27 protein-coding genes and 1 riboswitch are annotated in these 26,021 nt (G+C 65.8%); of the genes, 9 read left to right on the top strand and 18 right to left on the bottom strand.

Annotation, left to right across the window (positions count from 1 at the left end; all coding sequences use genetic code 11):
* Positions 1-110: 110 nt before the first annotated feature.
* Positions 111-1,322 (bottom strand): TsoY family (seleno)protein, encoded by a 1,212-nt coding sequence (locus tag ACESL9_RS02735; protein WP_372674476.1) that lies wholly within the window; start codon positions 1,320-1,322, stop codon positions 111-113.
* A gap of 172 nt (positions 1,323-1,494) precedes the next feature.
* On the opposite strand from ACESL9_RS02735, the gene ACESL9_RS02730 reads away from it, so the two are divergent.
* The gene (locus tag ACESL9_RS02730) at positions 1,495-1,905 is read left to right on the top strand and encodes a hypothetical protein (protein WP_372674475.1); all 411 of its coding nucleotides are present in this window, start codon (positions 1,495-1,497) and stop codon (positions 1,903-1,905) included.
* 142 nt (positions 1,906-2,047) lie between these two features.
* Here the strand turns inward: ACESL9_RS02730 and ACESL9_RS02725 are convergent, their stop codons facing one another.
* Together ACESL9_RS02725 and rnr are read right to left on the bottom strand one after the other, a co-directional pair.
* Positions 2,048-3,286 (bottom strand): lytic murein transglycosylase, encoded by a 1,239-nt coding sequence (locus ACESL9_RS02725; RefSeq protein WP_372611739.1) that lies wholly within the window; start codon positions 3,284-3,286, stop codon positions 2,048-2,050.
* A 124-nt stretch (positions 3,287-3,410) separates the two neighbouring features.
* Positions 3,411-5,669, bottom strand: a complete 2,259-nt coding sequence (rnr, locus tag ACESL9_RS02720; RefSeq protein ID WP_372611741.1) for a ribonuclease R — start codon at positions 5,667-5,669, stop codon at positions 3,411-3,413.
* Between the two features lie 97 nt (positions 5,670-5,766).
* Positions 5,767-5,879, top strand: a riboswitch (TPP riboswitch).
* 37 nt (positions 5,880-5,916) lie between these two features.
* Between rnr and thiB the strand changes: the two genes are divergently transcribed.
* Genes thiB through ACESL9_RS02705 form a run of 3 tightly spaced genes read left to right on the top strand, consistent with a single transcriptional unit; the run spans position 5,917 to position 9,108 of the window.
* Positions 5,917-6,903 (top strand): thiamine ABC transporter substrate binding subunit, encoded by a 987-nt coding sequence (thiB, locus tag ACESL9_RS02715; protein ID WP_372611743.1) that lies wholly within the window; start codon positions 5,917-5,919, stop codon positions 6,901-6,903.
* Positions 6,879-8,426, top strand: a complete 1,548-nt coding sequence (locus tag ACESL9_RS02710) for a thiamine/thiamine pyrophosphate ABC transporter permease ThiP (protein ID WP_372611745.1) — start codon at positions 6,879-6,881, stop codon at positions 8,424-8,426. The genes thiB and ACESL9_RS02710 overlap by 25 nt, the downstream gene beginning before the upstream one ends.
* Positions 8,413-9,108 (top strand): ATP-binding cassette domain-containing protein, encoded by a 696-nt coding sequence (locus ACESL9_RS02705; protein ID WP_372611747.1) that lies wholly within the window; start codon positions 8,413-8,415, stop codon positions 9,106-9,108. Before ACESL9_RS02710 ends, ACESL9_RS02705 begins: the two co-directional genes overlap by 14 nt.
* A gap of 263 nt (positions 9,109-9,371) precedes the next feature.
* Here ACESL9_RS02705 and ACESL9_RS02700 read toward each other — a convergent pair whose 3' ends face one another.
* The 5 genes from ACESL9_RS02700 to ACESL9_RS02680 all read right to left on the bottom strand — a co-directional run bounded on the left by ACESL9_RS02700 (position 9,372) and on the right by ACESL9_RS02680 (position 13,566).
* Positions 9,372-10,160 carry a cytochrome c1 gene (locus ACESL9_RS02700; protein ID WP_372611749.1) on the bottom strand — a complete coding sequence of 263 codons (789 nt, stop codon included), beginning with the start codon at positions 10,158-10,160 and terminating at the stop codon, positions 9,372-9,374.
* A 16-nt stretch (positions 10,161-10,176) separates the two neighbouring features.
* On the bottom strand, positions 10,177-11,499 hold the full coding sequence (locus ACESL9_RS02695) for a cytochrome b (RefSeq protein ID WP_372611751.1): 1,323 nt from the start codon (positions 11,497-11,499) through the stop codon (positions 10,177-10,179).
* 12 nt (positions 11,500-11,511) lie between these two features.
* Complete coding sequence (gene petA / locus ACESL9_RS02690; RefSeq protein WP_372611753.1) at positions 11,512-12,069, bottom strand: ubiquinol-cytochrome c reductase iron-sulfur subunit; 558 nt, start codon at positions 12,067-12,069, stop codon at positions 11,512-11,514.
* Between the two features lie 199 nt (positions 12,070-12,268).
* Entirely contained in the window at positions 12,269-12,874 is a 606-nt protein-coding gene (locus tag ACESL9_RS02685) for a glutathione S-transferase (protein ID WP_372611755.1), read from the bottom strand.
* Positions 12,875-12,942: 68 nt separating this feature from the next.
* Positions 12,943-13,566 carry an FMN-binding negative transcriptional regulator gene (locus ACESL9_RS02680; protein ID WP_372611757.1) on the bottom strand — a complete coding sequence of 208 codons (624 nt, stop codon included), beginning with the start codon at positions 13,564-13,566 and terminating at the stop codon, positions 12,943-12,945.
* 326 nt (positions 13,567-13,892) lie between these two features.
* Between ACESL9_RS02680 and rarD the strand changes: the two genes are divergently transcribed.
* From rarD to ACESL9_RS02665, 3 genes are read left to right on the top strand one after another with little or no spacing between them, the layout of a single operon-like run.
* A complete protein-coding gene (gene rarD, locus ACESL9_RS02675) occupies positions 13,893-14,795 on the top strand; it encodes an EamA family transporter RarD (protein WP_372674474.1) in 903 nt (300 codons plus the stop codon).
* A 53-nt stretch (positions 14,796-14,848) separates the two neighbouring features.
* Positions 14,849-15,700 (top strand): SDR family oxidoreductase, encoded by an 852-nt coding sequence (locus ACESL9_RS02670; RefSeq protein ID WP_372611761.1) that lies wholly within the window; start codon positions 14,849-14,851, stop codon positions 15,698-15,700.
* Positions 15,701-15,704: 4 nt separating this feature from the next.
* The gene (locus tag ACESL9_RS02665; protein WP_372611763.1) at positions 15,705-16,496 is read left to right on the top strand and encodes an ion transporter; all 792 of its coding nucleotides are present in this window, start codon (positions 15,705-15,707) and stop codon (positions 16,494-16,496) included.
* Here ACESL9_RS02665 and ACESL9_RS02660 read toward each other — a convergent pair whose 3' ends face one another.
* From ACESL9_RS02660 to phnG, 9 genes are read right to left on the bottom strand one after another with little or no spacing between them, the layout of a single operon-like run.
* A complete protein-coding gene (locus tag ACESL9_RS02660) occupies positions 16,497-17,636 on the bottom strand; it encodes an alpha-D-ribose 1-methylphosphonate 5-triphosphate diphosphatase (protein ID WP_372611765.1) in 1,140 nt (379 codons plus the stop codon).
* The gene (gene phnN / locus ACESL9_RS02655; RefSeq protein ID WP_372611767.1) at positions 17,633-18,184 is read right to left on the bottom strand and encodes a phosphonate metabolism protein/1,5-bisphosphokinase (PRPP-forming) PhnN; all 552 of its coding nucleotides are present in this window, start codon (positions 18,182-18,184) and stop codon (positions 17,633-17,635) included. Before phnN ends, ACESL9_RS02660 begins: the two co-directional genes overlap by 4 nt.
* Positions 18,181-18,864 carry a phosphonate C-P lyase system protein PhnL gene (phnL, locus tag ACESL9_RS02650; RefSeq protein WP_372674473.1) on the bottom strand — a complete coding sequence of 228 codons (684 nt, stop codon included), beginning with the start codon at positions 18,862-18,864 and terminating at the stop codon, positions 18,181-18,183. Before phnL ends, phnN begins: the two co-directional genes overlap by 4 nt.
* Before the next feature lie 4 nt (positions 18,865-18,868).
* Positions 18,869-19,639, bottom strand: coding sequence for a phosphonate C-P lyase system protein PhnK (gene phnK / locus ACESL9_RS02645; RefSeq protein WP_372611771.1), 771 nt, complete (start codon positions 19,637-19,639; stop codon positions 18,869-18,871).
* Positions 19,636-20,499 (bottom strand): alpha-D-ribose 1-methylphosphonate 5-phosphate C-P-lyase PhnJ, encoded by an 864-nt coding sequence (locus ACESL9_RS02640; RefSeq protein ID WP_372611773.1) that lies wholly within the window; start codon positions 20,497-20,499, stop codon positions 19,636-19,638. Before ACESL9_RS02640 ends, phnK begins: the two co-directional genes overlap by 4 nt.
* Positions 20,496-21,092: an HAD family hydrolase gene (locus tag ACESL9_RS02635; protein ID WP_372611775.1), complete on the bottom strand. Its 597-nt coding sequence runs from the start codon at positions 21,090-21,092 to the stop codon at positions 20,496-20,498. Before ACESL9_RS02635 ends, ACESL9_RS02640 begins: the two co-directional genes overlap by 4 nt.
* Positions 21,089-22,177, bottom strand: coding sequence for a carbon-phosphorus lyase complex subunit PhnI (locus ACESL9_RS02630; protein ID WP_372611777.1), 1,089 nt, complete (start codon positions 22,175-22,177; stop codon positions 21,089-21,091). The genes ACESL9_RS02635 and ACESL9_RS02630 overlap by 4 nt, the downstream gene beginning before the upstream one ends.
* The gene (gene phnH, locus ACESL9_RS02625) at positions 22,177-22,746 is read right to left on the bottom strand and encodes a phosphonate C-P lyase system protein PhnH (RefSeq protein WP_372611779.1); all 570 of its coding nucleotides are present in this window, start codon (positions 22,744-22,746) and stop codon (positions 22,177-22,179) included. The genes ACESL9_RS02630 and phnH overlap by 1 nt, the downstream gene beginning before the upstream one ends.
* Complete coding sequence (gene phnG, locus ACESL9_RS02620; protein ID WP_372611781.1) at positions 22,746-23,201, bottom strand: phosphonate C-P lyase system protein PhnG; 456 nt, start codon at positions 23,199-23,201, stop codon at positions 22,746-22,748. Before phnG ends, phnH begins: the two co-directional genes overlap by 1 nt.
* A 103-nt stretch (positions 23,202-23,304) precedes the next feature.
* Here phnG and phnF point away from each other — a divergent pair, with 103 nt between their 5' ends.
* Positions 23,305-24,015, top strand: a complete 711-nt coding sequence (gene phnF, locus ACESL9_RS02615) for a phosphonate metabolism transcriptional regulator PhnF (RefSeq protein ID WP_372611782.1) — start codon at positions 23,305-23,307, stop codon at positions 24,013-24,015.
* Positions 24,016-24,085: 70 nt separating this feature from the next.
* A complete protein-coding gene (locus ACESL9_RS02610) occupies positions 24,086-25,279 on the top strand; it encodes an alpha-D-ribose 1-methylphosphonate 5-triphosphate diphosphatase (protein WP_372611784.1) in 1,194 nt (397 codons plus the stop codon).
* A 50-nt stretch (positions 25,280-25,329) separates the two neighbouring features.
* Here ACESL9_RS02610 and ACESL9_RS02605 read toward each other — a convergent pair whose 3' ends face one another.
* Positions 25,330-25,950, bottom strand: coding sequence for a chloramphenicol acetyltransferase (locus ACESL9_RS02605; protein WP_372611786.1), 621 nt, complete (start codon positions 25,948-25,950; stop codon positions 25,330-25,332).
* Between the last annotated feature and the right edge of the window lie 71 nt (positions 25,951-26,021).

Raw genomic sequence — 26,021 nt, 5'->3', positions numbered from 1 at the left:
GTGCGCGCATGCAAGCGTGTTCGCACGGGCATTTGAAAATCGGCGGGCGGCCAAGGAGGAGCAGGCCACCCACCACATCGGGCCACGAGGGAGGTCGTGGCCCGGTATCTTTATTCGGCCGGAACCGCGAGTGCGGCGGATTTGCCGAAATGCTGGCGGTTGAGCCGGATCACCAGCGCGATCATCAGCACCTGAGAGATCACGGCGATACCCGAGAGCACCCAGTAGGCGGGGCCGAACTCGACGATCACCCCGGCATCGACCAACCCCTTGTTGATGAAGAAGTGCATCAGCACGGCAAATGCCACGCCGGGACAGACCAGCGCATAGGAGCCGGGCGAGGTTTTCGGCCCGAGGACGAAATCGGCGAAATAGCCCTGTCGGCGCAGCACGGTGAGGCCGAGCGCGAGGAAGAGGACCTGAACGGCGATCATCCGGGCGAGGAAGATCATGGTGTCACCGGCCTCGGACTGAACATCGAAGGTGGCATGCAGCCCGTGGTCCTGGCGCAGGAAAAGGATCGACAGGATGGTGACGATGGGCACGATCACCATGAGGGTCGGTCCGGCCTCCTTGGCGGTGCCGTGTTGCAGCATCGACGAGAAGGCGGTCGCGGCGGCCAGGGCGGTGTAGATGAGCGCCGCGACAGCGAAGAAGGTCGAGATGACGAGTGCTGTGCCGACGGTCACGGTCTGAGTGCTCATCGCGGCGGGGGCGGCAAAGCCGACGCCGACCATTGAAAGCGCGAAGGCGGGCAGAAGCTGGGCAAAGCTGTTATGGGCAGTGACGTCGAACACGCCGCCCTGCGAAAGGACGCGGCCGAGGAAATCGCCGATGATCTTGAGCGCCCAGATTCCGACGAGGCCGAAGGCGACCATGGCGAGCGGGAAGAGATACTCGACGACGGTCCAGAGCCTGGGCACGAAGGTCAGACCGACGATGAACATGGCGTTGATGGTCATGGCCGTGGCCAGTGGCCCGGCGAGCAACGTTGTTTCAGCATTGGAGTTGCGTAGTTTCTCGTAGGCTTCGGTTTTCGAGAAGGCCGAGAGCGCGGAGAAGTTCCAGGCGAGGTATTTCACGTTGAGAAAGGACATCGCCGCGATCCCGACCCAGGCGATCACGATGGCGATCTGCTGGGGCAGGTAGCCCTGGGCAAAGGCGGCCATCACGTCCTCGAAGATCGGAACGGGCTGATCGGGATGCGGCACCCAGAAGAAGAGGAACATGAAGAACGTGACAGCGAGACCGCCGGCGCCGAGCGAGGCGAGGAAATAGAGCGGCGAATAACTGTCAGCGGGTCTTTTGATATCGGTTTGCATTGGATCGGCTCCTTTCGGTTGCGGGAGTCACATATGAAGGTTGGAATATATATAACATGCGAAACATGGAATATGAAGGGTTGAGCCCGCTTGTAGCGCGGTCGAATTGTCGCGCCTGCCGGGCGGGGGTGGTCTTTACCATTCGTTAACCAGGGCCGGGTCAGATTGTGCCATGCGCTGGGTTCTGCCTTGTCTTGTCATTCTTGCGGGTTGCGACACACCGCATCCACGTTTCGCCGGGGTGGAGCCGGTGCGTATCACCGTGGGTCAGAGCACGTTCGACATCAGGGTCAGGGATCGCAAGGCCGAGGCGATCCGGCGCAACGTGGAATGGGCGCCGCGTCCGGAAGCGGTGGCACCGCGCGCGGTGGCGGCAATCGAGCGGGTGTCAGGCTGCACCGTGCACAGGCTCGATGGAGACCAGGCGCAGTTCTTTGCTTGGCTCAAGTGCGGCAGGGGTGACCGCCCGATGGAGATCTTGCCGGGGCGGATCGAATACGAGTGTGACATCGAGGATGCCCATGTCGATCGCGGGCTTGGCGAGACGGTGACCGGGATGACCTGCACGCCACGCCGGTATTGAGGTCGCAAGGCCGCCCGGACCGCGCGCCCACCAGCCCGCCCCCGCGCGTCCCGGGCGGCTTTGGCCGAAGCCGCGGGCCGCGCCGTGGGTGCGGACGCTCCGCGGGGAGTATTTGCTGCAAGATGAAGCAATGGGAGCCGGTTCAGCGCAGGTGGGCGAGCAATCCGGGCGAGGCGTAGCCGTCGGGCACGAGGCCGCGGGATTTCTGGTAGGCGCGCACAGCGTTGATAGTGAGAGGACCGATCCGCCCGTCGAGTTTTTCAGGGTCGAACCCGGCGGCGCGCAGACGGCGTTGCAATTCTACCCTCTCTTCGAAGCTGAGCGCGCGATCCTCGCGCGGCCAGCTTGCGCGGATCGGGCCGCCGCCCGCGATCCGGTCGGCGAGATGGCCCACGCCGATCACGTAGGCGTCAGCGGTGTTGTAGCTTTCCAGCACCTCGAAATTGCGGAAGATCATGAACGCCGCGCCGTTGTGACCGCCGGGCAGCAGGATCGAGGCGGGGCCATGATCGGGAATGCGTTCGCCATCTGCGGCACGGACCCCGAGATTGGCCCATTGCGAGGGCATTTTCTCAAGCTCGCGCCGGGCCAGCATGTGGTTGAAGCCTTTCGGCAGTGTCACCTCGATGCCCCAGGGCTGGCCGGTCTGCCAGCCGTTGGCGTGCAGATAAGCCGCCGCCGAGGCCAGCGCATCGGCGGGATCGTCGCCCCAGATGTCGCGGCGCCCGTCGCCGGTGAAATCCTCGGCATGAGCGAGATAGCTTGATGGCATGAACTGGGTATGCCCCATGGCTCCGGCCCAGCTTCCGCGAAGGTCGGCGGGGCGGGCGTCGCCATCGGCGAGTATACGGAGCGCGTCAAGCAGCTGCCCTTCGAAGAACGCCTCGCGCCGCCCGTCATGGGCCAGCGTGGCCAGCGCCTCGATCGTGGGGATGGTGCCGCGATAACCGCCATAGGCGGATTCGAGCCCCCAGATGGCAGTGAGGATTTCCTTTTCCACGCCGTAGCGCGCCTCGATCCGGTCGAGCAGCGCGCGGTGCTGTTGCAGCGCCTTTTTCCCGGCGGCGATCCGTGCGTCCGAGGCGGCGCTGTCGAGATAGACCCAGACCGTCTTGGTAAACTCGTTCTGGGTGCGGTCCTTCTCGATCACGTCGGTATTGTAGCGGATGCCGCTCAGGGCATCGTCGAGCACATGGCCGGGGATGCCCGCGGCGATAGCACGATCGTGAAATCCGGCGAGCCAGTTCTGAAAACCCGCGCTCCTGGTCGAGATCACGGGATTCAACATGACGGCCGGAGGGCGCAGCGATTGCACCGGTGGTTCGGCCAGCGCCGGTGCCGCGACAGGCGCGGCGAGCGCAATGATGAGCGAAAGACGCATGTGCCCGATGCCTTGATTCAGCGTTTTTCAGAAGGATAAGCCAAGTCGCGCTTCAGGCAAAGGCTGCTTTCTTGTGCGAGCGTAAATCGGCGGTGGCAAGCCGGAGGCAGCCGCGGGATGTTTCTTATTTCCGCGTACGCGAAACCTTGCGCTTCACCTTGTCGGATTTGCGTTTCGCGCGGGCAGGTTTGTGGCCACGGGGGGCCGATTTCGACCCGCCGCGCCGGGCACGGGGCAGGGGGTCGCCGTCGAGAGACACCAGTTCGAAGGCGAGCCCGCCGGTGACCGGCGCGGCCTCGGTCAGCTTGACGGTGACGCGCTGGCCAAGGCCGATCACGGTGCCGCTGTCGCTGCCGGTGAGGGTGCCGGCGTCGCGGTCGAGGCGGAAATATTCATGCCCCAGTGCGCGCATCGGGACCAGCCCGTCGGCGCCGGTCTCATCCAGCGTGACGAAAACGCCGAAACGGGCGATGCCCGAGATGCGGCCCGAGAAGGTGCTGCCGACGCGATCCGACAGGAAGGCGGCGAGGTAACGGTCATTGGTGTCGCGCTCGGCCATCATGGAGCGGCGTTCGGTTTCGGAGATATGCGCCGCGGTGGGTTCGAGTCGGGCGATATCGTCGGGTGAAAGCCCGTCCTCGCCCCATTTGTGGGCAGTGATCAGCGCTCGGTGCACCACCAAGTCGGAATAGCGCCGGATCGGCGAGGTGAAATGCGCATATGCCTGCAATGCCAGTCCGAAATGGCCGAAATTCGACGGGCTGTAATACGCCTGGGTCATCGAGCGCAGCGTGGCGAGGTTGATCAACTGATCATTCTCGGTGCCTTCGGCCTGGGCCAGAAGCGCGTTGAGATGGGCGGTTTTCAGCACCTGGCCCTTGGCCAGCGTGAGGCCCGCGGCCTCGGCGGTGTCGCGCAGCGTGTCGAGTTTCTCGGGCGGGGGTTCTTCGTGAACGCGAAAGAGGAGTGGCGAGCGGCGGGAGATCAATTCCTCGGCGGCCGCGACATTGGCCAGCACCATGAATTCCTCGATCATGCGATGGGCGTCGAGCCGGTCGGAGAAATTAACGCTTTCGACCTCGCCCTCGTCCGAGATCACGACCTTGCGTTCGGGCAGGTCGAGGTCGAGCGGCTGGCGGCGGTTGCGGGCATGGGCAAGCGCCTCGTAGGCGTTGAAGAGCGGGTGGATCACCTCGTCCATGAGCGGCGCGCATTGTTCGTCGGGATTGCCGTCGCGGGCCGCCTGCACGCGCCTGTAAGTGAGCGAGGCTGTCGAACGCATGATGGCGCGGGAAAAACGATGCGCGATCTTTTCGCCATGGGCGTCGATCTGCATCCGAACGGTGATGCAGGCGCGCGGCACGCCCTCGTGCAGGGAGCACAGATCGCCCGAAAGCCGGTCGGGCAGCATCGGCACGACACGGTCGGGAAAATAGGAGGAATTGCCGCGCTTGCGTGCCTCGGCGTCGAGCGCGGTGCCGGGGCGGACGTAATGGGCGACATCGGCGATGGCGACCCAGATCACATGGCCGCCTGCGTTCTTGGGGTCGTCATCGGGATGGGCCCAGCAGGCGTCATCGTGGTCGCGCGCATCGGCCGGGTCTATGGTGATGAGCGGCAGATCGGTCAGATCCTCGCGGTTTTCATCAAGCTTGGCAGGGTGCATCGCATCGGCCTCGGCGATCACCTCGTCGGGGAAGTCGTGCGGAATTCCATGCTGGTGAATCGCGATCAGCGAGACGGCGCGCGGCGCGCTCGGATCACCAAGCCGGGCGAGGACGCGGGCGCGGGGCAGGCCCATGCGGCCCTTGGGGCCGGATTGTTCGGCCTCGACCAATTCGCCCTCTTTCGCGCCGCCGGTGTCGGATTTCGGCACCTGCCATTCCTTGCCGTCGCCCTTGTCGATGGGCAGGATGCGCCCGCCTTCGGGAGTGGCGCGAAACACGCCCAGAACCTTGCGCGGGTTGGTGCCGATGCGGCGGATAAGCCTTGCCTCGTAGGCGAAATCGCCCTTGGTCTCGGTCAGGCGGGCAAGGATGCGGTCGCCCTCGCCCAAGGCTGGATCCGAGGCGCGCGGCACGATCACGATGGCGGGTGCGTCCCCTTCGCCCTGCCATTCCATCGGGCGCGCGGTCAGGTCGCCGTCGGCGGTCTGGGGGCCAACCTGCAGCACCGCCACGGGCGGGAGCTTGTCCGGGTCGCGATAGGTTTTCTTGCGCTTGGTGAGGTGGCCCTCGTCCTCAAGCTCCTTGAGCATGCGTTTAAGGTCGATCCGCGCCGCGCCCTTGATGCCGAAGGCGCGGGCGATGTCACGTTTGGAGCTTTGGGTCGGGTTGTCGGAAATCCATTGCAGGATCTCGTCACGGGAGGGCAGCTGGCTCATGTCTGCGCCCTAGCATGGCCCGCAGGCCCTGCCAACACCGAAGCGCCGGGGATGGAACGCGGGGTGCTTGCCAAGGCGGCGCCGGTTGCATAGGTGTTATTTCACCTCGGGGTGCCTGGACGGCGGTTCAGGCTGAGATGCTGAGCAAGAGGCGAACCCGTTGAACCTGAACCGGTTAAGACCGGCGGAGGGAAGGTCTGGGAGACTCCCAACACTTGCCCCGCCCGTCGCAAGAATGGGAGATGACATGAAACGTCTATTCATTGCCGCGGGAGTTCTTCTGGCCACCCAAGCCACGGCCGAAACACCCGTTCTGACTGTCTATACCTATGACAGCTTCGTTGCCGACTGGGGGCCGGGGCCGGCCGTCGAGGCGGCGTTCGAGGAGGTTTGCGATTGCGACCTTCAATTCGTGGCGGCGGGCGACGGGGCGTCGCTCTTGTCGCGGTTGCGGCTCGAGGGCGCGCGCAGCAAGGCGGACGTGGTTCTGGGGCTGGATACCAACCTGACCGCGGCGGCGCGGGAAACCGGGCTGTTCGCGCCGCACGGGATCGAGGCGGAGCTGGATGTGCCGCGCCCAGAGGCATGGCGGGACGAGTTGTTCCTGCCCTATGACTGGGGCTATTTCGCCTTTGTGCATGATCGCGAGAAATTGCCGCAACCGCCTGAAACCCTTGAGGAACTGGCCAATTCGGATGTCAGCATCGTGATCCAGGATCCGCGGTCCTCGACGCCGGGACTGGGCCTTTTGCTTTGGGTCAAGGCGGTGCATGGCGATGGAGCCGAAGCGATATGGGAAGGGCTTTCCGACAATATCGTGACGGTCACGCCGGGCTGGTCCGAGGCTTATGGGCTGTTTGGCGAAGGCGAGGCGGACATGGTGCTGAGCTATACCACGTCGCCCGCCTATCACCGGATTGCCGAAGAGGATGACAGAAAGGCTGCGGCGATCTTTCCGCAGCATTACATGCAGATCGAGGTGGCCGGAAAACTGGCCGCGAGTGCGCAGCCGGAGCTGGCCGATCAATTCCTCTCCTTCATGGTCTCGGATGCGTTCCAGTCGATCATTCCGACGACCAACTGGATGTATCCGGTCGCCATGCCCGAGGACGGTTTGCCCGACGGGTTCGATGCGCCGCTCGCGGAAGACAAGGCGCTTCTGTTTGCGCCGGACGAGGTTCCGGCGCAGCGGGAAGCGGCGCTGGCCGAGTGGCAGCGCGCGCTGTCGAAATGACGCGCAGCGGGCCGGGATGGGTCGCGGCGGGGATCGTCGCGGCGCTGATTCTCGGCCCGCTTGTCGCGGTTTTCATGCGCGCCGAGGCTGGCGCACAGGTGTTAACATCCGATTGGTCCGCCGTCCGGTTTACCATTTTGCAGGCCGCATTGTCGGCGTTGTTAAGCATTGCGCTGGCCATTCCGGTGGCCCGCGCACTGGCGCGGCGGGCGTTCCGGGGGCGGGGGATCCTGATCACGCTTCTGGGGGCGCCGTTCATCCTTCCGGTGATCGTCGCGGTTCTGGGGCTCTTGGCGGTGTTCGGACGCGCGGGGATCGTCAACACGGCGCTCACCTCGCTGGGCCTGCCGCCGGTGAGCATTTACGGGCTTCAGGGCGTGGTCCTGGCGCATGTGTTCTTTAACCTTCCGCTGGCCACGCGGATCATCCTTCAGGGCTGGCAGGGCATCCCGGCGGAACGGTTCCGGCTGGCGGCAAACCTGGGCCTGTCGGGGGTGCAGGTGGCGCGTTTCCTCGAATGGCCAATGCTGCGGGCAGTGGTGCCGGGGGCGCTGATGGTGGTGTTCGCGATCTGCCTGAGCAGTTTCGCCGTGGCGCTGACCCTCGGCGGTGGGCCGCGGGCGACCACCGTGGAATTGGCGATTTATCAGGCATTTAACTTCGATTTCGACCTGGGCCGTGCGGCCCGCCTGGCAGTGATCCAACTCGTGCTGGCGGGGTCGGCGGCCGTGGTCGCGTTTTGGGCCGCGGTGCCCGCCGGGTTCGGCGCGGGGCTGGGGCGGGTGGTGCGGCGGTGGGAGGCGGAGACCTGGGGGGCGCGGGCGCTCGATGCGGGGTGGATCGGGCTGGCGGCGGGGTTCCTGATCGTTCCGTTGGCGATGATTTTCCTCAACGGGGTTAACGGTTTGACGCAGGTGCCCGGCGCGGTCTGGCGGGCGGCGGGCGCGTCGATGACCATCGCGCTCATATCCACCGCGCTGTGCATCGGGCTGGCCTTGTCGTTGGCGATGGTGCGGCGCGGCTGGGCCGAGGTGGTGGCCTTGATGGGGATCGCGGTTTCGCCGCTGGTGATCGGCACCGGCCTCTTCGTGATCGTGAACCCCTGGATCGACCCCGCGCGCCTTGCCATGCCGGTGACGGCGCTGGTCAATGCGTTGATGGCATTGCCTTTTGCGATGCGGGTGCTGGCGCCTGACGTGGCGCGCACCGAGGCGGATTTCGGGCGGTTGGCCGATGCGCTGTCCTTGCGCGGGTGGGCGCGGTTGCGCTGGCTGATCCTGCCGCGGCTGCGCCCGGCGCTGGGGTTTTCGGCCGGGCTGGCGGGCGCGCTGTCGATGGGGGACCTGGGGGTCGTGGCATTGTTCGCGGACCCGGATTTCGCCACGCTGCCGCTGCAGATGTATCGCCTGATGGGCGCTTACCGAATGGAGGCGGCGGCGGGTGCGGGGCTGATCCTTCTGGCGCTAAGTCTCGGGATTTTCTGGATTTTCGACCGGGGAGGGCGCGGTGATGTTGACGCTTGAGGATGTGGTGATCCGGCAGGACGATTTCGAGCTGCGCGCGGATTTCGAGGTGCCCAAGGGCGCGCGCGTGTCGGTGATCGGGCCGTCGGGCGCGGGCAAGACGACGCTTTTGAACGTGATCGCGGGGTTTTTCGAGCCGAGCGCCGGGCGGGTGCTGTGGGAGGGGCGTGACATCACCCGGAAACCACCCGGAGAGCGCGCGATTTCCCTTTTGTTCCAGGATAATAACCTTTTTCCGCACCTGACGGTGTCGCAGAATGTGGGGCTGGGAATCGACCCCGGTCTGCGGCTCACGCCGGATCAGAAAGCGCAGGTCGAGGCGGCGTTGGAACGTGTCGGGTTGGCCGGCATGGGCGGGCGCAAGCCCGGGCGATTGTCAGGCGGGCAGCAGGGCCGTGCCGGGTTGGCGCGCATCTTGGTGCAGGGCAAGCCACTGATATTGCTGGATGAACCCTTTGCCGCGCTGGGGCCTGCGCTGCGCGCCGAGATGCTGGCGCTGGTCGAGGACGTGGCCAGCGAGATCGGCGCGACGCTGTTGATGGTAAGCCACGATCCCGGCGACGCGCGGCGGCTGGGCGGCTTGGCGATTCTCGTGGCCGAGGGGCGGGCAGAGCCGCCCGTGCCGGTGGCGGACCTGCTGGACCACCCGTCACCCGTGTTAAGGGATTACCTTGGAAATTAACCGGATCGCAACCTGTGTTGACGGGTGCAGGAGGCCCCGGAAACGGGGGTGATTTCCGGCTGCTGCCCGGCTGCCAGGCGTATGCCAGGAGAAGCAACCATTGGTTAACCGGGAAAAGGTTAATTCGGCGTACGGTCGGCTGAACTCACCTTGCCCGGGCGGGTGCCCTCTTGACGGTGTCGCGGGCTGCCCGGTCGGGCAAAGAAAAACCCCGCCCGGTGAAGGGCGGGGTTTCGTGATTTCAGCCTGGGCTGGTGCGCGGGTCAGACCTCGCGCTTGCCCTTGTGTGGCGCCCAGAGGCGCTTGTTGGTGAGGTAGAGCAACACCGACAGGACGGTGAGCATCAGCACCCCGACAAAGCCCGCCTGCTTGCGCGCCATCATCTTGGGTTCGGCCGTCCACATCAGGAAGGCCGCGAGATCCTCCGACATGGCCTCGATCGAATTGTCGCTGCCGTCATCGAACTCGACCATCTCGTCAAAGAGGGGCGGGGCCATCGAGATCCAGCCGCCGGGGAAGGCGGTGTTCTCGTAAAAGAGGGTTCCCGCCTCTTCCTTTTCCTCGCCGGTATAGCCGGTCAGGAGCGAGTAGATGTATTCCGCGCCACCCATCCCCTTGAAGAGCTGGTTGAGCCCGGTGCCCGCCGGGCCGTGGAAGCCCGCACGTGCCTTGGCCATCAGCGACAGGTCAGGCGCATTGGGATCGCCCGACATCGGGAAATGGTCGGTCGGAATGGCCGGGCGGTAATCGTCGATCTCTTCGTCGAAAACCTCGAACTGCTCGGCATAGGCGCGCACTTCGGCCTCGTTGTAATGCGGGCCGCCCTCGTCGCCCAGCGTGCGCAGCGGCACATACCGCAATCCGTGGCAGGCGGCACAGACCTCGGTATAGACCTTGAGGCCGCGCTTGAGCTGGTCCTCGTCGAACTTGCCGAACGGACCTTCGAAGGAGAAGGCCACATCCTCGACATGCCCCTCTTCGCCGGCGGCCATGGCGCCCCCTGCCGAAAGGGCAAGGGCGGTTGCAGCGGTGAGTGCAATCTTTCTCAGCATTTCCCTTGTCCTTTCCTTATTCGGCCGGGGTGGTCTTGGTGCCGTAATGGGCATCGAAGTCCTCTTCGATGGTGGCCGGTGCGGCAGTCGGTTTCTCGATCACGCCGAGGATCGGCAGGATCACCAGGAAGTAGGCGAACCAGTAGGTCGAACCGATCAGCGCGATGGTCGAGTAGGGCGGTTCGGCCGGCATCGCCCCGGCCCACATCAGGACCAGGAAGTCGATGACGAGCAGGTAGAACCACCATTTGAACTGCGGCCGGAAACGGCCCGAGCGCACGCGGCTGGTATCGAGCCAGGGCACGAGCACCATCACGATGATCGCGCCGAACATCGCCAGCACGCCAAAGAACTTGGCGTCGATGATGCCGCCGGTGATCCAGCTTGCTGCGATCACCACCCAGACATCGCCGTCAAAGGCGCGCAGGATCGCGTAGAAGGGCAGGAAATACCATTCCGGCACGATGTGCGCGGGCGTCACCAGCGGGTCGGCCTCGATATAGTTGTCGGGGTGACCGAGATAGTTCGGCATGAAGCCCACGATGGCAAAGAAGATCGCCAGGATCACCGCCAGCGCGAAGAGGTCCTTGATCACGAAATAGGGCCAGAAGGGAAGCGTGTCCTTCTCGGCTTCTTCCTTGGAGCCGCGGCGCACCTCGACCCCGGTGGGGTTGTTGTTGCCGGTGGTGTGGAAGGCCCAGATATGCACGATGACCAGCGCCGCGATGATGAACGGCAACAGGTAGTGCAGCGAGAAGAAGCGGTTCAGCGTCGCGTTATCGACTGCCGGCCCACCCAGCAGCCAGGTCTGGATCGGTTCGCCGATGAAGGGGATCGCGCCGAAGAGCCCGGTGATCACCGTGGCGCCCCAGAACGACATCTGCCCCCAGACCAGCACGTAGCCCATGAAGCCGGTGGCCATCATCAGAAGGAAGATCAGCATGCCGATGATCCAGGTCACCTCGCGCGGCGACTTGTAGGAGCCGTAATAGAGCCCGCGGAAGATGTGGATATAGACGGCAAGGAAGAACAGCGACGCGCCGTTCATGTGCAGGTAGCGGATCATGTGCCCGCCGCGCACGTCGCGCATGATGTGTTCGACCGAGGCAAAGGCGTGATCGACATGCGGGGTGTAGTGCATCACCAGGATCACGCCGGTGACGATCATGTGCACCAGGCAATAGGCCAGCACGATGCCCCAGATCCACATCCAGTTGAGGTTCTTGGGCGTGGGGATCACCAGCGTGTCATACATCAGGCCGACCACAGGCAGACGCTTGTGCAGCCACTTTTCGAAACCCGACTTGGGTTCGTAATGGTCGTGAGGAATTCCGGACATTCGCGCGTCTCCTTATCCGAGCACCAGATCGTCACCGTCGAAGGCGGCAACCGGGATCCAGAGGTTTTCGGGCGCCGGTCCCTTGCGGATGCGGCCGGCCGTGTCGTAATGCGAGCCGTGGCAGGGGCAGAACCAGCCCCCGAAATCGCCCGCGCCATCCCCGATCGGGACGCAGCCCAGATGCGTGCAGACGCCGATCATGACCAGCCACTCGCCCTCCTCGTCGAGCGTGCGGTTCTGGTCAGAGGCATCAAGCGACGGGTCGTTGTCGTTCTGGGCGTTCTTGTCCATCAGGTCTTCAAGCGCCACTTCGCGCGCGGCCTCGATCTCCTCGGCGCTGCGGCGGCGGATGAAGACCGGCTTGCCCAGCCATTTCACCGTCAGTTGCGTGCCGACGTCGACGCCCGAGACATCGACCCGGATCGAGCTGAGCGCCGCGACATCGGCCGAGGGGTTCATCTGGTTGACAAGAGGCCAGGCGGCGGCACCTGCAGTCACGGCACCGGCCCCTGCGGTGGCGTAGTAGAGGAAATCTCTGCGGGTGCCTGCGTGATCTTCTGCGTTGGACACGAGGTATTCTCCGTTTTTTCAGGCCGGAACCGGCGAGCAACAAGATGGCCGCAGACTCGCCGCGGCCCTTCTCGGGCGTTATGTAGCGAGGCTTGGCGCTTGCGTCCAGAAGGGAATGGAAAATGCGCCCTTTGGGCGCAGCTTGTGCCCGGTCGTATCATGCGCCCGGCAAGGCGTGGTCCGGCCCTGTCGATCCCGGTCAGTCCCTGGGGGCGGTGGCCTGCATGCTGTCGCGCGCGGCGAACACGGTGAACCAGTCATCGAGCGCGTCGCACCCCTTGCGCCAGCCGCGCGCGTCGTGGCGGAAATCGAGATAACCCAGCGCGCAGCCGATGGCGACATGGCCCATGTCGACCGGCCCGGCAAGGTGGCTCATCCAGCGGTCGTTGAGGGCGCGCACGGCATGGGCGATCTTGCTCCATTGCGCCTCGATCCAGTCCTCGGAACGGTGCTCGGGCGGGCGCAGGCGGTTCTCATAGGTCACGAGGATGGCCGCATCCATGATTGCATCCGCCGTCGCCTCGAGCGTCAGCACCTCCCAGATGCGGGCCTCGGGATAAAATTCGCCACCGGCGCGGGCGTCGAGATAGCGGGAGATCACCCGGCTGTCATAGAGCGCGGGGCCGTCGGGCCGCACCAGCGCCGGAATCTTGCCCAGCGGGTTGGCGGCGCGCACCGTGTCGGCGGTGGCCATGGGAGAGGTCTTGACCGGGACGAGGGTGACATCGTCGACCTGTCCGGTCTCGTGCAGGAGCGTGCAGACCTTGCGCACATATGGCGAGGCGGCGGAGTAGATCAGTTCCATTCCAAGGGGGTCCTTTCGCGTGGTGTCGTGGCGACCTTAGAGCGCGGGGCCGGGGCTGTCCACGCCGGTCACATGGGCGGCTTGCGCATCATCGCGGCGAGCACAGCGACCTCCTGTCCCTGGCCGTAGCTGGCCAGCATGTCCGCCGCGGCCAGCCGCGCGGGCGCGGGCTTGTTCTGGCTCAGCTTCCAGGTGCTGTCGAGCCGTTCGATGACAAACCGAAAGGGCCGGATCTGGCGCATCATGCGGGCCAGGGTGTCGGGGTCCATCTTGTCGGCGGTCCATTCCGGCTTGGGCGCGAGGCGGGATTCGAAATGCGCCGAAAGCCGGTCGAGGATGCCGGGCAGCTCCGCATCGGGCAGTGGGGTGAGCCGCCCGGTCAGGTGGATCGCGAGGTAGTTCCATGTCGGCACCTGATCGTCGATGCCATACCAGTCGGGCGAAACATAGGAATGCGGCCCCTGCAACGCGATCCGCGCGGCAATCGATGCGCCACAGGCCCGCGCGATCGGGTTAGAGCGTACCAGATGCAATTCGGCCGAGGCGCCGTCCCCGGCCACGAGAAACGGAACATGCGACAGCATCGGCGCCCGGTCACCGTCGGCGACGGCCAGAAGACCGAACCCCGCCTCCCGCGCAAAGGCGAGAGATTCGTCCGCGTTGTCGGGGCGGTATGCCGGGTTGGGATGCATGGCGGGCCTTTCGTCTTTTGGCCATAGCGCGCGTGGCGGCGGGCATTGTCAAGGTGCCGCGCACAGGAACGAATTGCGCAGGCTGGACGGCCTGCAGATGAGTATTTTTCCCAAGAAAGAACACCGGCAGAAAAATTGTGAACCTGTCTCTTTCTTGGTGAAAATACTCGAAATCCGCCCTCTCCGTCTGCGCATCGCCGAAAAAGCGGCACCAAGCCCCCTCTGGCGGACGGGGTGGGTGGGTGGGCGTTCGCCAGAGGGGGCGGCCACGGGCTCTGGATCATCGCGCGATCTGCCGCTAAGCCGATGGCCGAGGAGTATGCCCGATGACCCGAACCCCCGACCGGCCCGAGAACCGCGACACGCCGCAAGGACTCGCCTTTGCCCTCACGGCCTATGGGCTCTGGGGCTTCCTGCCGCTTTATCTCAAGCTCTTGTCGCATGTTCCGGCGGCCGAGGTCGTGGCGCACCGGATCCTGTGGTCGGTGCCGGTGGCCGGCGGACTCTTGATCGTGCTGGGCCGGACCGACAGCATCCGCATCGCGTTGCGCGATCCGCAGATGCTGGCCATGGGCTGTGTTACCGCCGCGCTCATCTCGGTGAACTGGGCGATCTATGTCTGGGCGATCGCGACCAATCACGCGCTCGACGCGGCGCTTGGGTACTACATCAATCCGCTTTTCTCGGTCCTGCTTGGGGCCGTGTTGCTCGGCGAGCGGCTGGCGCGAATGCAGGTCGCGGCCATCGCGTTGGCGGCGCTGGCGGTTCTGGTGCTCACGCTCGACAATGGGCGGGTGCCCTGGGCGGCGCTGGGCCTGACCTTTTCATGGGGGTTCTATGCCTTCTTCAAGAAATGGCTGCCGATCGGACCCAACCAGGGGTTCCTGCTGGAAGTGCTGATCCTCACACCGCCGGCGCTGATCTGGGTGGCATGGCGCGTCGCCAGGGGCGAAAGCCATTTCACCGGGGCTGCCGATATCGGCCTTCTGCTGGGCTGCGGGGTCGTGACCGCCGTGCCGCTTCTCTTCTATGCCAACGGGGCGAAACTGCTCAGGCTTTCAACCATCGGCATCCTGCAATATACCGCGCCGACCATGATCATGCTGATCGGCGTTTTCGTCTTTGGCGAAGAATTCGGGCGGGCCCGGATGATCGCCTTTCCGATGATCTGGGCGGCACTTGTCCTCTATACGACCTCGATGTTCCGGCAATTGCGGGCGGCACGGTGATCTCGCGGCTCCGGCCCTTGCAATTGGACCGGTCAGGCCGCACTTATGCAGCCATGGCAGGCACGCTTTTCACCTTTGGTCACGGCTTCACCGCATCCGCGCTGGCCCGTCTTCTGGCGCCGCGGGGCTGGCGGCTTTTCGGCACGACGCGCAAGCCCGAGAAACGGGACCGGATCGCGGCGGAGGGCGTCACGCCCCACATTTGGCCGGGTGATGACCCGCGCCCGCCGCTGGCCGGGGCGACGCACCTCTTGATTTCGGCGGGACCGGGAGAGGACGGCGATCCGGTGATCGCGGAACTGGGGTCCGGCATTGCCCGTCTTGCGCCGAACCTCGAATGGGTGGGCTATCTGTCGACTACCGGCGTTTACGGCGATCACCAAGGCGGTTGGGTCGATGAGAGCACACCCCTTGCCCCGGGCACCGAGCGCGGCCGCCAGCGCGTCATGGCCGAGGCACAATGGCAGGCGACCGGCCTGCCGCTGCATGTCTTTCGCCTTGCGGGGATCTATGGCCCCGGGCGCGGCCCGTTCTCGAAGGTGCGCCGGGGCACCGCGCGGCGCATCATCAAGCCGGGTCAGGTTTTCTCGCGCATCCATGTTGATGACATTGCGCAGGTTCTGGCTGCCTCGATCGCGCGGCCCGATCCCGGCGCGGTCTATAACGTCTGTGACGACGATCCGGCCCCGCCGCAGGATGTGCTGGCCCATGCCGCCGAATTGCTGGGCCTGCCGCTGCCGCCCGAAGAGGATTTCTCCGAGGCCGAGATGACGCCCATGGCGCGCTCGTTCTATGCCGAGTCGAAGCGGGTGCGGAATGACCGGATCAAGGACGAACTGGGCGTGCGCCTGCTTTACCCCAGCTATCGCGAGGGCTTGCCCGCGCTTCTGAGTGCCGAAGGATAAACCCATGCGTCAACGCCTTGCGCGTCTTGTCGAGCATCCGCGTTTCATCACCTTCATCACTGGCGTGATCATCTTCAACGCGGTGATCCTCGGGCTCGAGACATCGAAACCGGTGATGGAGGCCGCGGGGCCGCTGATCCTGGCGCTCGATACGGCCTGCCTTTCGATCTTCGTCGTGGAGATCGCGATGAAGCTCGTGGCCCATGGGCCGCGGTTTTTCCGCAATGGCTGGAACAACTTCGATTTCGTGATCGTCGGCATCTCGCTTGTCCCGGCCGGCGCCGGTTTTACCGCGATGCGCGCCTTGCGCATCCTGCGGGTGCTGCGGGTGGTGTCGGTCGCGCCGTCGCTGCGCCGGGTGGTCGAGGGGTTCATCCGCGCGGTGCCGGGGATGGGGTCGGTCTTTCTGCTGATGGGGCTGATCTTCTACATCGCGGCGGTGATGGCGACAAAGCTTTTCGCCGACAGCTTTCCGCAATGGTTCGGCGACCTGGGCAGCAGCGCCTATTCGCTCTTTCAGATCATGACGCTGGAAAGCTGGTCGATGGGGATCGTGCGCCCGGTGATGGAGGTCTATCCGCTGGCCTGGGCGTTCTTCGTGCCCTTCATCCTCGTTACCACGTTCGCGGTGGTGAACCTCGTGGTCGGTCTCATCGTCAACTCGATGCAGGAGGCGCATCACGAAGAGGACGTGGCCAATACCGATGCCTATCGCGACGAGGTTCTCTCGCGGCTCGAGGCGCTGGATGCCAAGATCGAGGCGCTTCGCCGCGAGCGCGACGGCGAGGCGCGGTAATCAACCGACCTGTCGCCCGTGGCACCAGACGCCGCGGATGACCGGCGTGCCGCCGATGCGTGCAACCCGGACCAGGTCGGCATGAAGGCCGGTGGCGACGCGACCGCGGTCCTCAAGCCCGGCGGCGCGTGCGGGGTTGGCGGTGACGGTGGCAATGGCGCGGGGCAGGTCGTCCCAGAGATCGGCCAGCAGGAAGGCCGAGCTCATCAGCGCCGAGGGCACGTAGTCGGATGACAGGATGTCCAGCAGGCCAAGCTCGGCCAGCTCATGCGCCGCGACATTGCCCGAATGCGAGCCGCCGCGAATGAGGTTGGGCGCACCCATCATCACCTTGATGCCATGCGCATGACAGGCGCGGGCGGCCTCGACCGTGGTCGGAAATTCGGCCAGCGCGATGCCGTGGGCGGCACTCTTTGCGACATGCTCGGCGGTGGTGTCGTCATGGCTGGCCAGCACGGCGCCATAGCGGGCGGCCTCGGCCACCGCCGCGGCCTCGTGACGCTCGCCATTGGCGCGGCGCAATGCGTGCAGGTCGGCGACGTGCTCCTCGAATTCCGGGTCGGTCAGGTTGAGCTTGCCCTGGACATACGCCTTGAGTTTCGAGATGTCGCGAAACTGGCGCTGGCCGGGGGTATGGTCCATGAGGCTGACGATGCCAACGCGGTCCTCGGGGCCGAATTCGGCCATTTCCTCGACCAGGGTTTCCGAGCAGACCTCGGCACGCAGGTGCAGGTAATGGTTGATCCTGAGCGCCTCTGCGGCGCGCAGATCCCACAGTTCGGAGGCGAGGTTGCGGGCATACTTGAGATAACGTCCCTTGCCGCCCGGCACCGAGCCCACGCGCATCGCGTCGAACACGGTGGTGACGCCGACCGAGGCCAGTTCGCCGTCATGGGCGAGGATCGCGGCGGCATGGGGCCAATCGACCCGGGGGCGGGGCTGGATGTGACGTTCGAGATTGTCGGTGTGAAGCTCGATCAGGCCGGGAATGACCAGATCGCCCGCCGCATCGACGGCGCCGTTGGGCACGTTCTTGCCCGGTTCGATGGCGGCGATATGGCCGTCTTTCACTTCGATCGCGCCATGGACCACCTCATCCGGAAGCACGATCCGGGCGTTGGCAAGGGTCATGTCGGTCATGTCGTGGTCTCCGGGTCGGGGGTGAGGATGGATATCAGCCGGTCGAGGCCCATGTCGAGCGGGCCGGAATTGTCGATCTCGGTCACGTCGAGCCCCTCTGGCAGGGGCAGGCGGGCGCGGGTCAGCCGCGCGGCGATGTTGGCGGCACTTTCGCGGTCGCGGGCGCGCAGACGCTGCGACAGAACGGCGTCGGATGCGGTGACATGGATCACCCGCAGGCCGGCAAAGGTCCGGGCGGCTTCGCGCAGCATGGCGCGCGATCCGTTGAAGAGCACGGTCTTGCCCTCTGTGACATGGGCGTTCACCGATACGGGAATGCCATAGCGCAGCCCGTGGGCCTGCCAGTGCAGGGCGAACGCGCCGCGTTCGAGGCGCGTGGAGAACTCGCTCTCGCTGATGGCTTCGAAATCCTCGCCGCCTGAATCGGGTGCCCGGGTGATCACGCGGCGCACGAGGCAGAGGTCGGGCAGGCGGGCGGCGGCGGCCCGCATCAGCGTGTCCTTGCCCGCGCCCGAGGGGCCGACGATTGTAAATATCGCGCCGCTCATGCCGCGCGCGCCGGGGTGAAGGCCGAAACATCGATTTCGCGGTCGGCGACGCGGGTGCGGGCCTCGGCGTCGTGAAAGATGCCGATGATCGCGGCGCCGTGTGCCTTTGCCTCTTCGATCAGGCGCAGCACGGTTTCGCGGTTAGTGGCGTCGAGGCTGGCGGTGGGCTCGTCAAGCAGCATGGCAGGGAAATCATGGGCAAAACCCCGGGCGATGTTCACCCGCTGCTGTTCGCCGCCCGAGAAGGTTGTGGGGCTGAGCGACCACAGGGTTTGCGGGATGTTGAGCCGGGTGAGCAATGCCTCGGCCCGGGCATGGGCGGTGGCGCGGTCGATACCGACGGCCAGAAGCGGTTCGGCCACCACGTCGCGGGTTGGCACGCGGGGCACGACGCGCAGGAACTGGCTGACATAGCCCAGCGTGTCGCGGCGCAGGGCGAGGATCTCGCGCGGCTCGGCCCGGGCGACATCGGTCTCGCCCACGAGAATGCGGCCCGAGGCGGCGAGGTAATTGCCGTGGATCATCCGCATCAAGGTGGACTTGCCCGCCCCCGAATCGCCGGTCAGGGCCACGCATTCGCCGGGAGCGACGGTGAGGGAGGCGCCCTCCATCACAGGGATCGCCGCGCCGCCCTGGTTGTGCAGGGTAAAGGATTTCGAGACGTTTTCGATACGGATCATCGGGTCACACCTGCAGGATCGAGGAAACGAGAAGCTGGGTATAGGCATGTTGCGGATCGTCCAGCACCTGGTCGGTGAGGCCCTGTTCGACCACGTGGCCGGATTTCATCACCATGAGCCGATGCGCCAAGAGCCGCACCACGGCAAGGTCATGGGTGACAATGATCGCCGAGAGGCCCATTTCGCGGACCAGCCCGCGCAGGAGGTCCAGCAGCCGCGCCTGCACCGACACGTCAAGCCCGCCGGTGGGTTCGTCCATGAAGACAAGCCGTGGCCCGGTAACGAGGTTGCGTGCAATCTGGAGCCGCTGTTGCATCCCGCCGGAAAAATCCGAGGGGCGGTCATCGAGCCGGTCCTCGGTGATCTCGACCCGGCCGAGCCAGTCGGTGGCCTCGGCGCGGATGTTGCCGTAATGGCGCGCGCCCACGGCCATCAGCCGCTCGCCTACATTGCCGCCCGCCGAGACGCCCATGCGCAGCCCGTCGCGCGGGTTCTGGTGCACGAAGGCCCAATCGGTGCGCGACAGCATCCTCCGCTCGGCCTCGCTCATCCTGAGGGTGTCGCGGGGCCCGTCGGTGCGGGTGTCGAAGAGGATCTCGCCCGTGTCCGGGGCGAGATGCCCGGCAAGGCAGTTCAGGAGCGTGGATTTGCCCGAGCCGGATTCGCCCACGATCCCCAGAACCTCGCCGGGGTAGAGGTCGAAACTCACATCCGTGCAGCCGATGCGGGGGCCATAGAATTTCGCGATACTGCGCGCCGAGAGAAGCGGGGTCATGCTGCGTCCTCCTGTGGGGAAAGCCGGCCGCGATGGCCCTCGGCCCGGCGCTGGGCGCAATAGTCGGTGTCGGAGCAGACGAACATGCGCCCGCCCGCATCATCGGTGATGACCTCGTCGAGATAGGTGTGACGCGCGCCACAGAGATCGCAGGGATGATCGGCCTTGCTCGCCTCGAAGGGATGATCCTCGAAATCGAGGCTGACCACCCTGGTATGCGGCGGGATCGCATAGATGCGCTGTTCGCGGCCCGCGCCGAAGAGTTGCAGCGCCGCGGTTTCCAGCTTGGGGTTGTCGAATTTCGGGATCGGCGACGGGTCCATCACGTAGCGCCCCTCGACCTTGACCGGGTAGGCATAGGACGTGGCGATATGGCCGTGGCGGGCGATGTCCTCGTAGAGTTTCACATGCATGAGGCCGTATTCCTCGAGCGCGTGCATCCGCCGGGTTTCGGTTTCGCGCGGTTCGAGAAAGCGCAGCGGCTCGGGGATCGGCACCTGGTAAACCAGGATCTGGTCGGCGGTGAGCGGTTCCTCGGGGATGCGGTGGCGGGTCTGGATCACGCTGGCCGCGCGGGTCTGTTCGGTGGTCGCCACCTGCGCGGTTTTCTCGAAGAACTTGCGGATCGACACGGCGTTGGTGGTGTCGTCGGCGCCCTGGTCGATCACCTTGAGCGTGTCATCGGGGGTGAGGCAGGCCGCCGTGACCTGCACCCCGCCGGTGCCCCAGCCATAGGGCATGGGCATCTCCCGGCTGGCGAACGGCACCTGGTAGCCCGGCACCGCCACCGCCTTGAGCAGGGCGCGGCGGATCATCCGCTTGGTCTGTTCGTCGAGATAGGCGAAGTTGTAATCGCTCACAGCAGCCCCCTTTCGGCCAAGGCCAGTTCCAGTGCTTCGGGCGTGGTGAATTGTACCCCGTCCCAGCCCACGGCCCGCGCGCCGGCGACGTTCTCTGCGCGGTCGTCGATGAAGAGGCAATCAGCGGGTTCCAGCCCGTTGCGGTCGCACAGGATGGTGTAGATGTGCGGTTCGGGTTTCACGGTCTTTTCCATCCCCGAAACCACGACATCCTCGAACAGATGGGCCAACCCGCCATGCAGGTCGAGCGCGACGGGCCATGTGTCCGCCGAGAAATTGGTCAGGCCGAAGAGCCGCCTGCCATCCCGTTTGAGCCGGTCGGCAATCTGCCACGTGCCGTGGATCGGCTCGCGGATCGTGTGGTGGAACCGGTCGAAATATTCCTCCATCCGCGCAGCGTGCCCCGGGTGGGTTTCGTTTATGGCCGCGATCGCCTCGGCCCGGCTCCGGCCGCCGTCATTGGCGAGGTTCCAGGCCGGGAAATCGACCGCGTCGAACATCGCCTCGACCTCGGCCCGGGGCAGGTGGGCAAAGGCCGCGTAGGGATCCCATCGCAGGAGCACGTTGCCGATATCAAAGACGATATGGGTCATTCCGCCGCCTCCTGCCGGGCCGCTTCCTGGGCCTCGGCGCGGACCTTGCGGATCAGCTCGAGCTCGGACTGGAAATCGACGTAATGCGGCAGCTTGATATGTTCGAGAAAGCCCGTGGCCTGGATGTTGTCGGCGTGGGAGAGCACGAATTCCTCGTCCTGGGCCGGGGCGTTTTCGCAATCCTCGCCCAGTTCCTCCCAGCGCAAGGCGCGATCGACCAGCGCCATCGAGATCGCCTTGCGCTCGGTCTGGCCGAAGACGAGACCATAGCCGCGGGTGAATTGCGGCGGCTCGGTCTTGGAGCCCATGAACTGGTTTACGGTTTCACATTCGGTCAGGGTGATCTCGCCGATCTCGATGGCAAAGCCCAGCTCGGGGATGTCCAGTTCCACGGCGGCCGTGCCGATGCGCAATTCGCCCACGAAAGGATGGTTGCGGCCATAGCCGCGCTGCGTGGAATAGGCCATGCCCAGCACGAAGCCTTCGTCGCCGCGCGTCAGCGCCTGAAGCCGCAGGGCGCGGGTGGCGGGATACTCCATCGGCGCGCGGGTCATGTCGGGCGGGGTGTCGTCACAGGCCGGTTCGTCCTGGATCAGCCCTTCACGGTTCAGGAAATCGGTGATCCGGGGCATCTCGGGGGCGAGATCCTCGCCCGTGGCGGCCCGTGGCGTCTCGCCCTCGGCGGCGAGTTTGAAATCCAGAAGCCGATGGGTGTAATCGAAGGTCGGGCCCAGCACCTGCCCGCCGGGGGCGTCCTTGAACGTGGCCGAAATGCGCCGGATGCAGGCCATGGCGCCGGTATCGACCGGGCGGGAATGGCCGATCCGGGGCAGCGTGGTGCGATAGGCGCGGATCAGAAAGATCGCCTCGATCAGGTCACCGCGCGACTGCTTGATCGCCAGAGCCGCGAGGTCCGGGTCGTAAAGCGAGCCTTCGGCCATCACGCGATTGACGGCGAGGGAAAGCTGTTCGCGGATCTGCGCCACGTCCAGTTCGGGCACCGACGCATCGCCGCGGCGTTCCTCGGCCAGCCAGTCATGTGCGTTGTCGATGGCGCGTTCGCCACCCTTGACCGCCACGTACATCAGGCATCCTCCACGTTCGTGCTGCGTGGCAGCCCGGCAAGCGACGCGCCACAGGTGAAATAGAAATCGAGCCCGAGCGGAAAGAGCGCCCGGTTGGCGCGGAACGGCGCGATTGCGGGCAGCGAGAGTTGCGCCTCGGTCTCGATCCCCGGTCCGGTGAGGCGCGCGCCCTCCGCCGTGAGCCGATCCAGCTCGACGATGATCGTGGTCGAGCGGTCGGGATAATCCGCCGTGCCGGTGGGGAAGTCCTCCAGGCCGGGCAGGTCGGGCCAGCGGCCCAGGGCGAACTGTGCCGCCTCGGGGGGCGTGATGGGTGCGCCGGTGTGAAAGGCGATCCAGTCGCGTATGGCGGGCGTGTCATGCGAGGGGGCGAGGTAAATCGGCGTTTCCGCGTCGCAGAGCGTGAGCAGAAGCGCCGCCGCGGCGGGCGAGACCGGGGCGGGGGCATGAGCCCCGGCAAGGGTTTCTATGTGCCCGGGCCGGGACAGCGCCGAAAGCGCCGCGCGGAACGCATGGGCGGCATCGACGGACGGGTTGGCAAAGCCACCGGAAAGCGTGTCGTCGCGCATCAGTCTTCCCCCCGGACCATCGTGAAGAAATCGACCTTGGTGGCGGCGGCCTTGGCGGCGCGGCTGGCCTTGTCGGCCTGCAGTTGCGTTTCCAGCGGGTCAAGCACCGCGCGGCGCAGTTCCTCGGCGCGCTCGGTCTGCATCAGAGCGTCGATCAGGGCGGCACGTTCGGCATGGGCCTTGTCGCGGCCCTGCACATAGCCATGCCCGACCTCGCCCGTGGCAAGGCGCAAGGCGCAGCGCGTCACCGTCATCTCGCCGAGATTGAAGGGCGCGCCGGTGCCGCCGGTGCGGCCGCGCACCATCACGCCGCCGACCTCGGGCGGGCGGAGCCATTCGTATTCGGGCCAACCGGTCATGTGGCCGGTGAGGGCGGCAAGGCGTTCGCCCGGAGATTTGGCCAGCAGGCCCATCCAGGCTTTGCGGGCCTTGTTTTGCTTGTCTTGCGCGGTCATCTAGACACCTTGCCGATTTGTCCACATTACTATACAACTAGACAAATCATAGAGCCGCCGGTGGTGGCATGGCAACCCGTCTTTCGTGAATTTTTGGTGACACATGACACGCAAACCAGTCTGGACTTCGATCGCCGCGACCCTGGAAGGCGAGATCACGGCAGGGCACTACCGGGCCGGTGACAAGCTGCCGACCGAGGCGGTTCTGGCCGCGCGGTTCGGCGTCAATCGCCACACGGTGCGCCGCGCGCTGGCGGATATGTCGGAGCGGGGCATCACGCGCTCGCGGCGCGGCGCGGGGGTGTTCGTCGAGACGCCCCCGGCGGACTATCCCATCGGTCGTCGCGTGCGGTTTCACCGCAACATCGCGGCGACGGGGCGGTTGCCGGAAAAGCAGGTGTTGCGGGTCGAAACCCGGCTTTGCAACCGCGACGAGGCGGCGGCGCTCGGGCTGGACACCGGGGCGCGGGTGATCGTCTATGAAGGGCTTTCGCTAGCCGGAGGCACGCCGATCGCCCATTTCGAGAGTGTCTTTCCCGAGGCCCGCGTGCCGGCTCTGGCCGAGGCGCTGACCGAGACGAGTTCCGTGACCGAGGCGCTGCGGATGAACGGGATTGCCGATTTCACCCGCGCCGAAACCCGGCTCGTGGCCGAGCGGGCCACGGCGACGCAGGCGCTGCATCTGCGGCTGCGCGAGGGTGATCCACTCCTCAAGGCGCTGAGCGTGAATGTCTGCCCCGAGGGGCGGCCGATCGAGCGGGGCACGACATGGTTCGCGGGCGAGCGCGTGACGCTGACCGTGGCGCCCGATTGATGACGCTGCGTCATGTAAACGATACGAAGCCCCTGTATAACCGTGCAAAAAGCCAGAGCAGGTTTCGGCGATGACACGACGGCTTCCTCCCTTGCGCCTCACGGGTGCTGCAGTCCTGCGCGACGATGCGTTGCGCACCGATGATCTGTCCCTTGCGGAAGGGCGGATCGTCGGGGCGGTGCATGGCAGGGATGCGGTGGATGTCGACCTGTCGGGCTATTTCCTGCTGCCGGGGATCGTGGACATGCATGGCGACGGGTTCGAGCGCCACATCGCGCCGCGCCCCAAGGCACCTTTTCCGATCGACATGGCCCTGCATTCGCTTGATCGCGAATTGGCGGCGCATGGGATCACCACCGCGTGGCTGGCCCAGGGCTGGAGCTGGGAAGGCGGGTTGCGGGGGCCGGATTTCGCCGAGGATCTGGCCGGGGCGCTTATGGCTTACAGGCCCGGTGCGATGACCGACATGCGGTTGCAGATCCGCTGCGAAACCCACATGCCCGAGACCCGCGAGCGGATGATCGCGGCGGTGCGCCGGTTCGGGATCGACTACGTGGTGTTCAACAACCACATCCCCGAGGCGATCCAGATGGTGCGCGAGGCGCCGCAGAACCTCGCCCACTGGGCCGAGCGAGAAGGCGGAACCGTCGAGGATTTCATTGCCCGTATCCGGGCCGCGCAGGACCGGGCCGGAGAGGTTCCGCGCCATCTCAACGCGCTGGCCGCGGCGTTCGACGACATGGGCGTGCTTTACGGCAGCCATGACGACCCGGACGGAGAAACCCGCGACCTGTTCCACGCCATCGGGGCACGGATCTGTGAGTTCCCCACGCGGAGTAACGCGGCTGCGGTGGCCCGGGCCTATGGTGACGCGGTCGTGATGGGTGCGCCCAACGTGGTGCGCGGGGGGTCGCAGTCGGGCAACGTGTCGGCCTCGACCCTCATCGCACGGAACCTTTGCAATGTGCTGGTGTCGGATTACCATTACCCGGCGCTGCCGGCCGCGGCGCAGGCGCTGGCCCAAGACGGGCCGCTGTCCTTTGCGCGGGCCTGGGCGATGATCTCGACCAACCCGGCGCGGATCATGAAGCTTGCCGATCGCGGCACGCTCGACCCCGGCAAACGGGCCGATATCGTCGTGATGAACGCCCAGACGCGGGTGATCGAGGCGACGCTTGCGAGGGGAGAGCTGGCCTATCTCGCCGGCGAGGTCGCCGCACGGTTCATGTCTGTGCTGGCGCAGCCACGACTTGCGGCCGAGTGAGGCGGCGGGCGTATGCTCTTCGTACGCACACCGACCCGGTCCGTCACCCCCTAGCGGGTTTCGTATTTCTCGAGAAACGCCTCGATGGGCAGCGCGCGGAACTCGGCAAGTCGCGCGCGCAGGGTCTGGTGATCCCAGTCCCACCAGGCCAGGGCGATCAGGCGTTCCGCGATGTCAGGCGCAATTCGCTGGCGGATCGGCCGGGCCGGTATGCCCGCGACGATCTCGTAGGGCGCCACGTCGCGGGTGACGACGGCCAGCGTTGCGACAACCGCCCCATGCCCGATGGTCACCTCGGGTCGGATGACGGCGCCGTGCCCGATCCACGTGTCATGCCCGATCCGGGCGATGCGGGCGCGGCGGCGGGCAAAAAAATCCGCGTCGTTTTCCGCGTCGTCCCAGTAATCCGCCGAACGATAGTGGAAATGATGCAGGCTGGCCCGGTCCATCGGGTGATCGGTCGGGCCGATCCGGGCAAAGCTGGCGATATTGGCGAACTTGCCGATCTCGGCATTGGCGATGTCGGCCTGGCGGTCGCAATAGGAATAGTCGCCGATCACCGAGTGGGCCACGCGGCTGCCGCGCCCGATCTCGACATAGCGGCCAAAGCGGCTGTCGGTGATCTCGCAATCGGGGTGAACGAACGGCGTGTCGGGGCTCAGGCGCGCCATCAATGCGCCTCGTTCCGGCCGATCAGGCGCCCGCGCAGCCAGCCCGAGAACCAGTCCATCGCGATCACCAT

Source organism: Aquicoccus sp. (assembly GCF_041686535.1).
Lineage (GTDB): Bacteria > Pseudomonadota > Alphaproteobacteria > Rhodobacterales > Rhodobacteraceae > Aquicoccus.
Note: the sequence above shows the minus strand (reverse complement) of the source record. Positions and strands in the feature narration are given on the sequence as shown.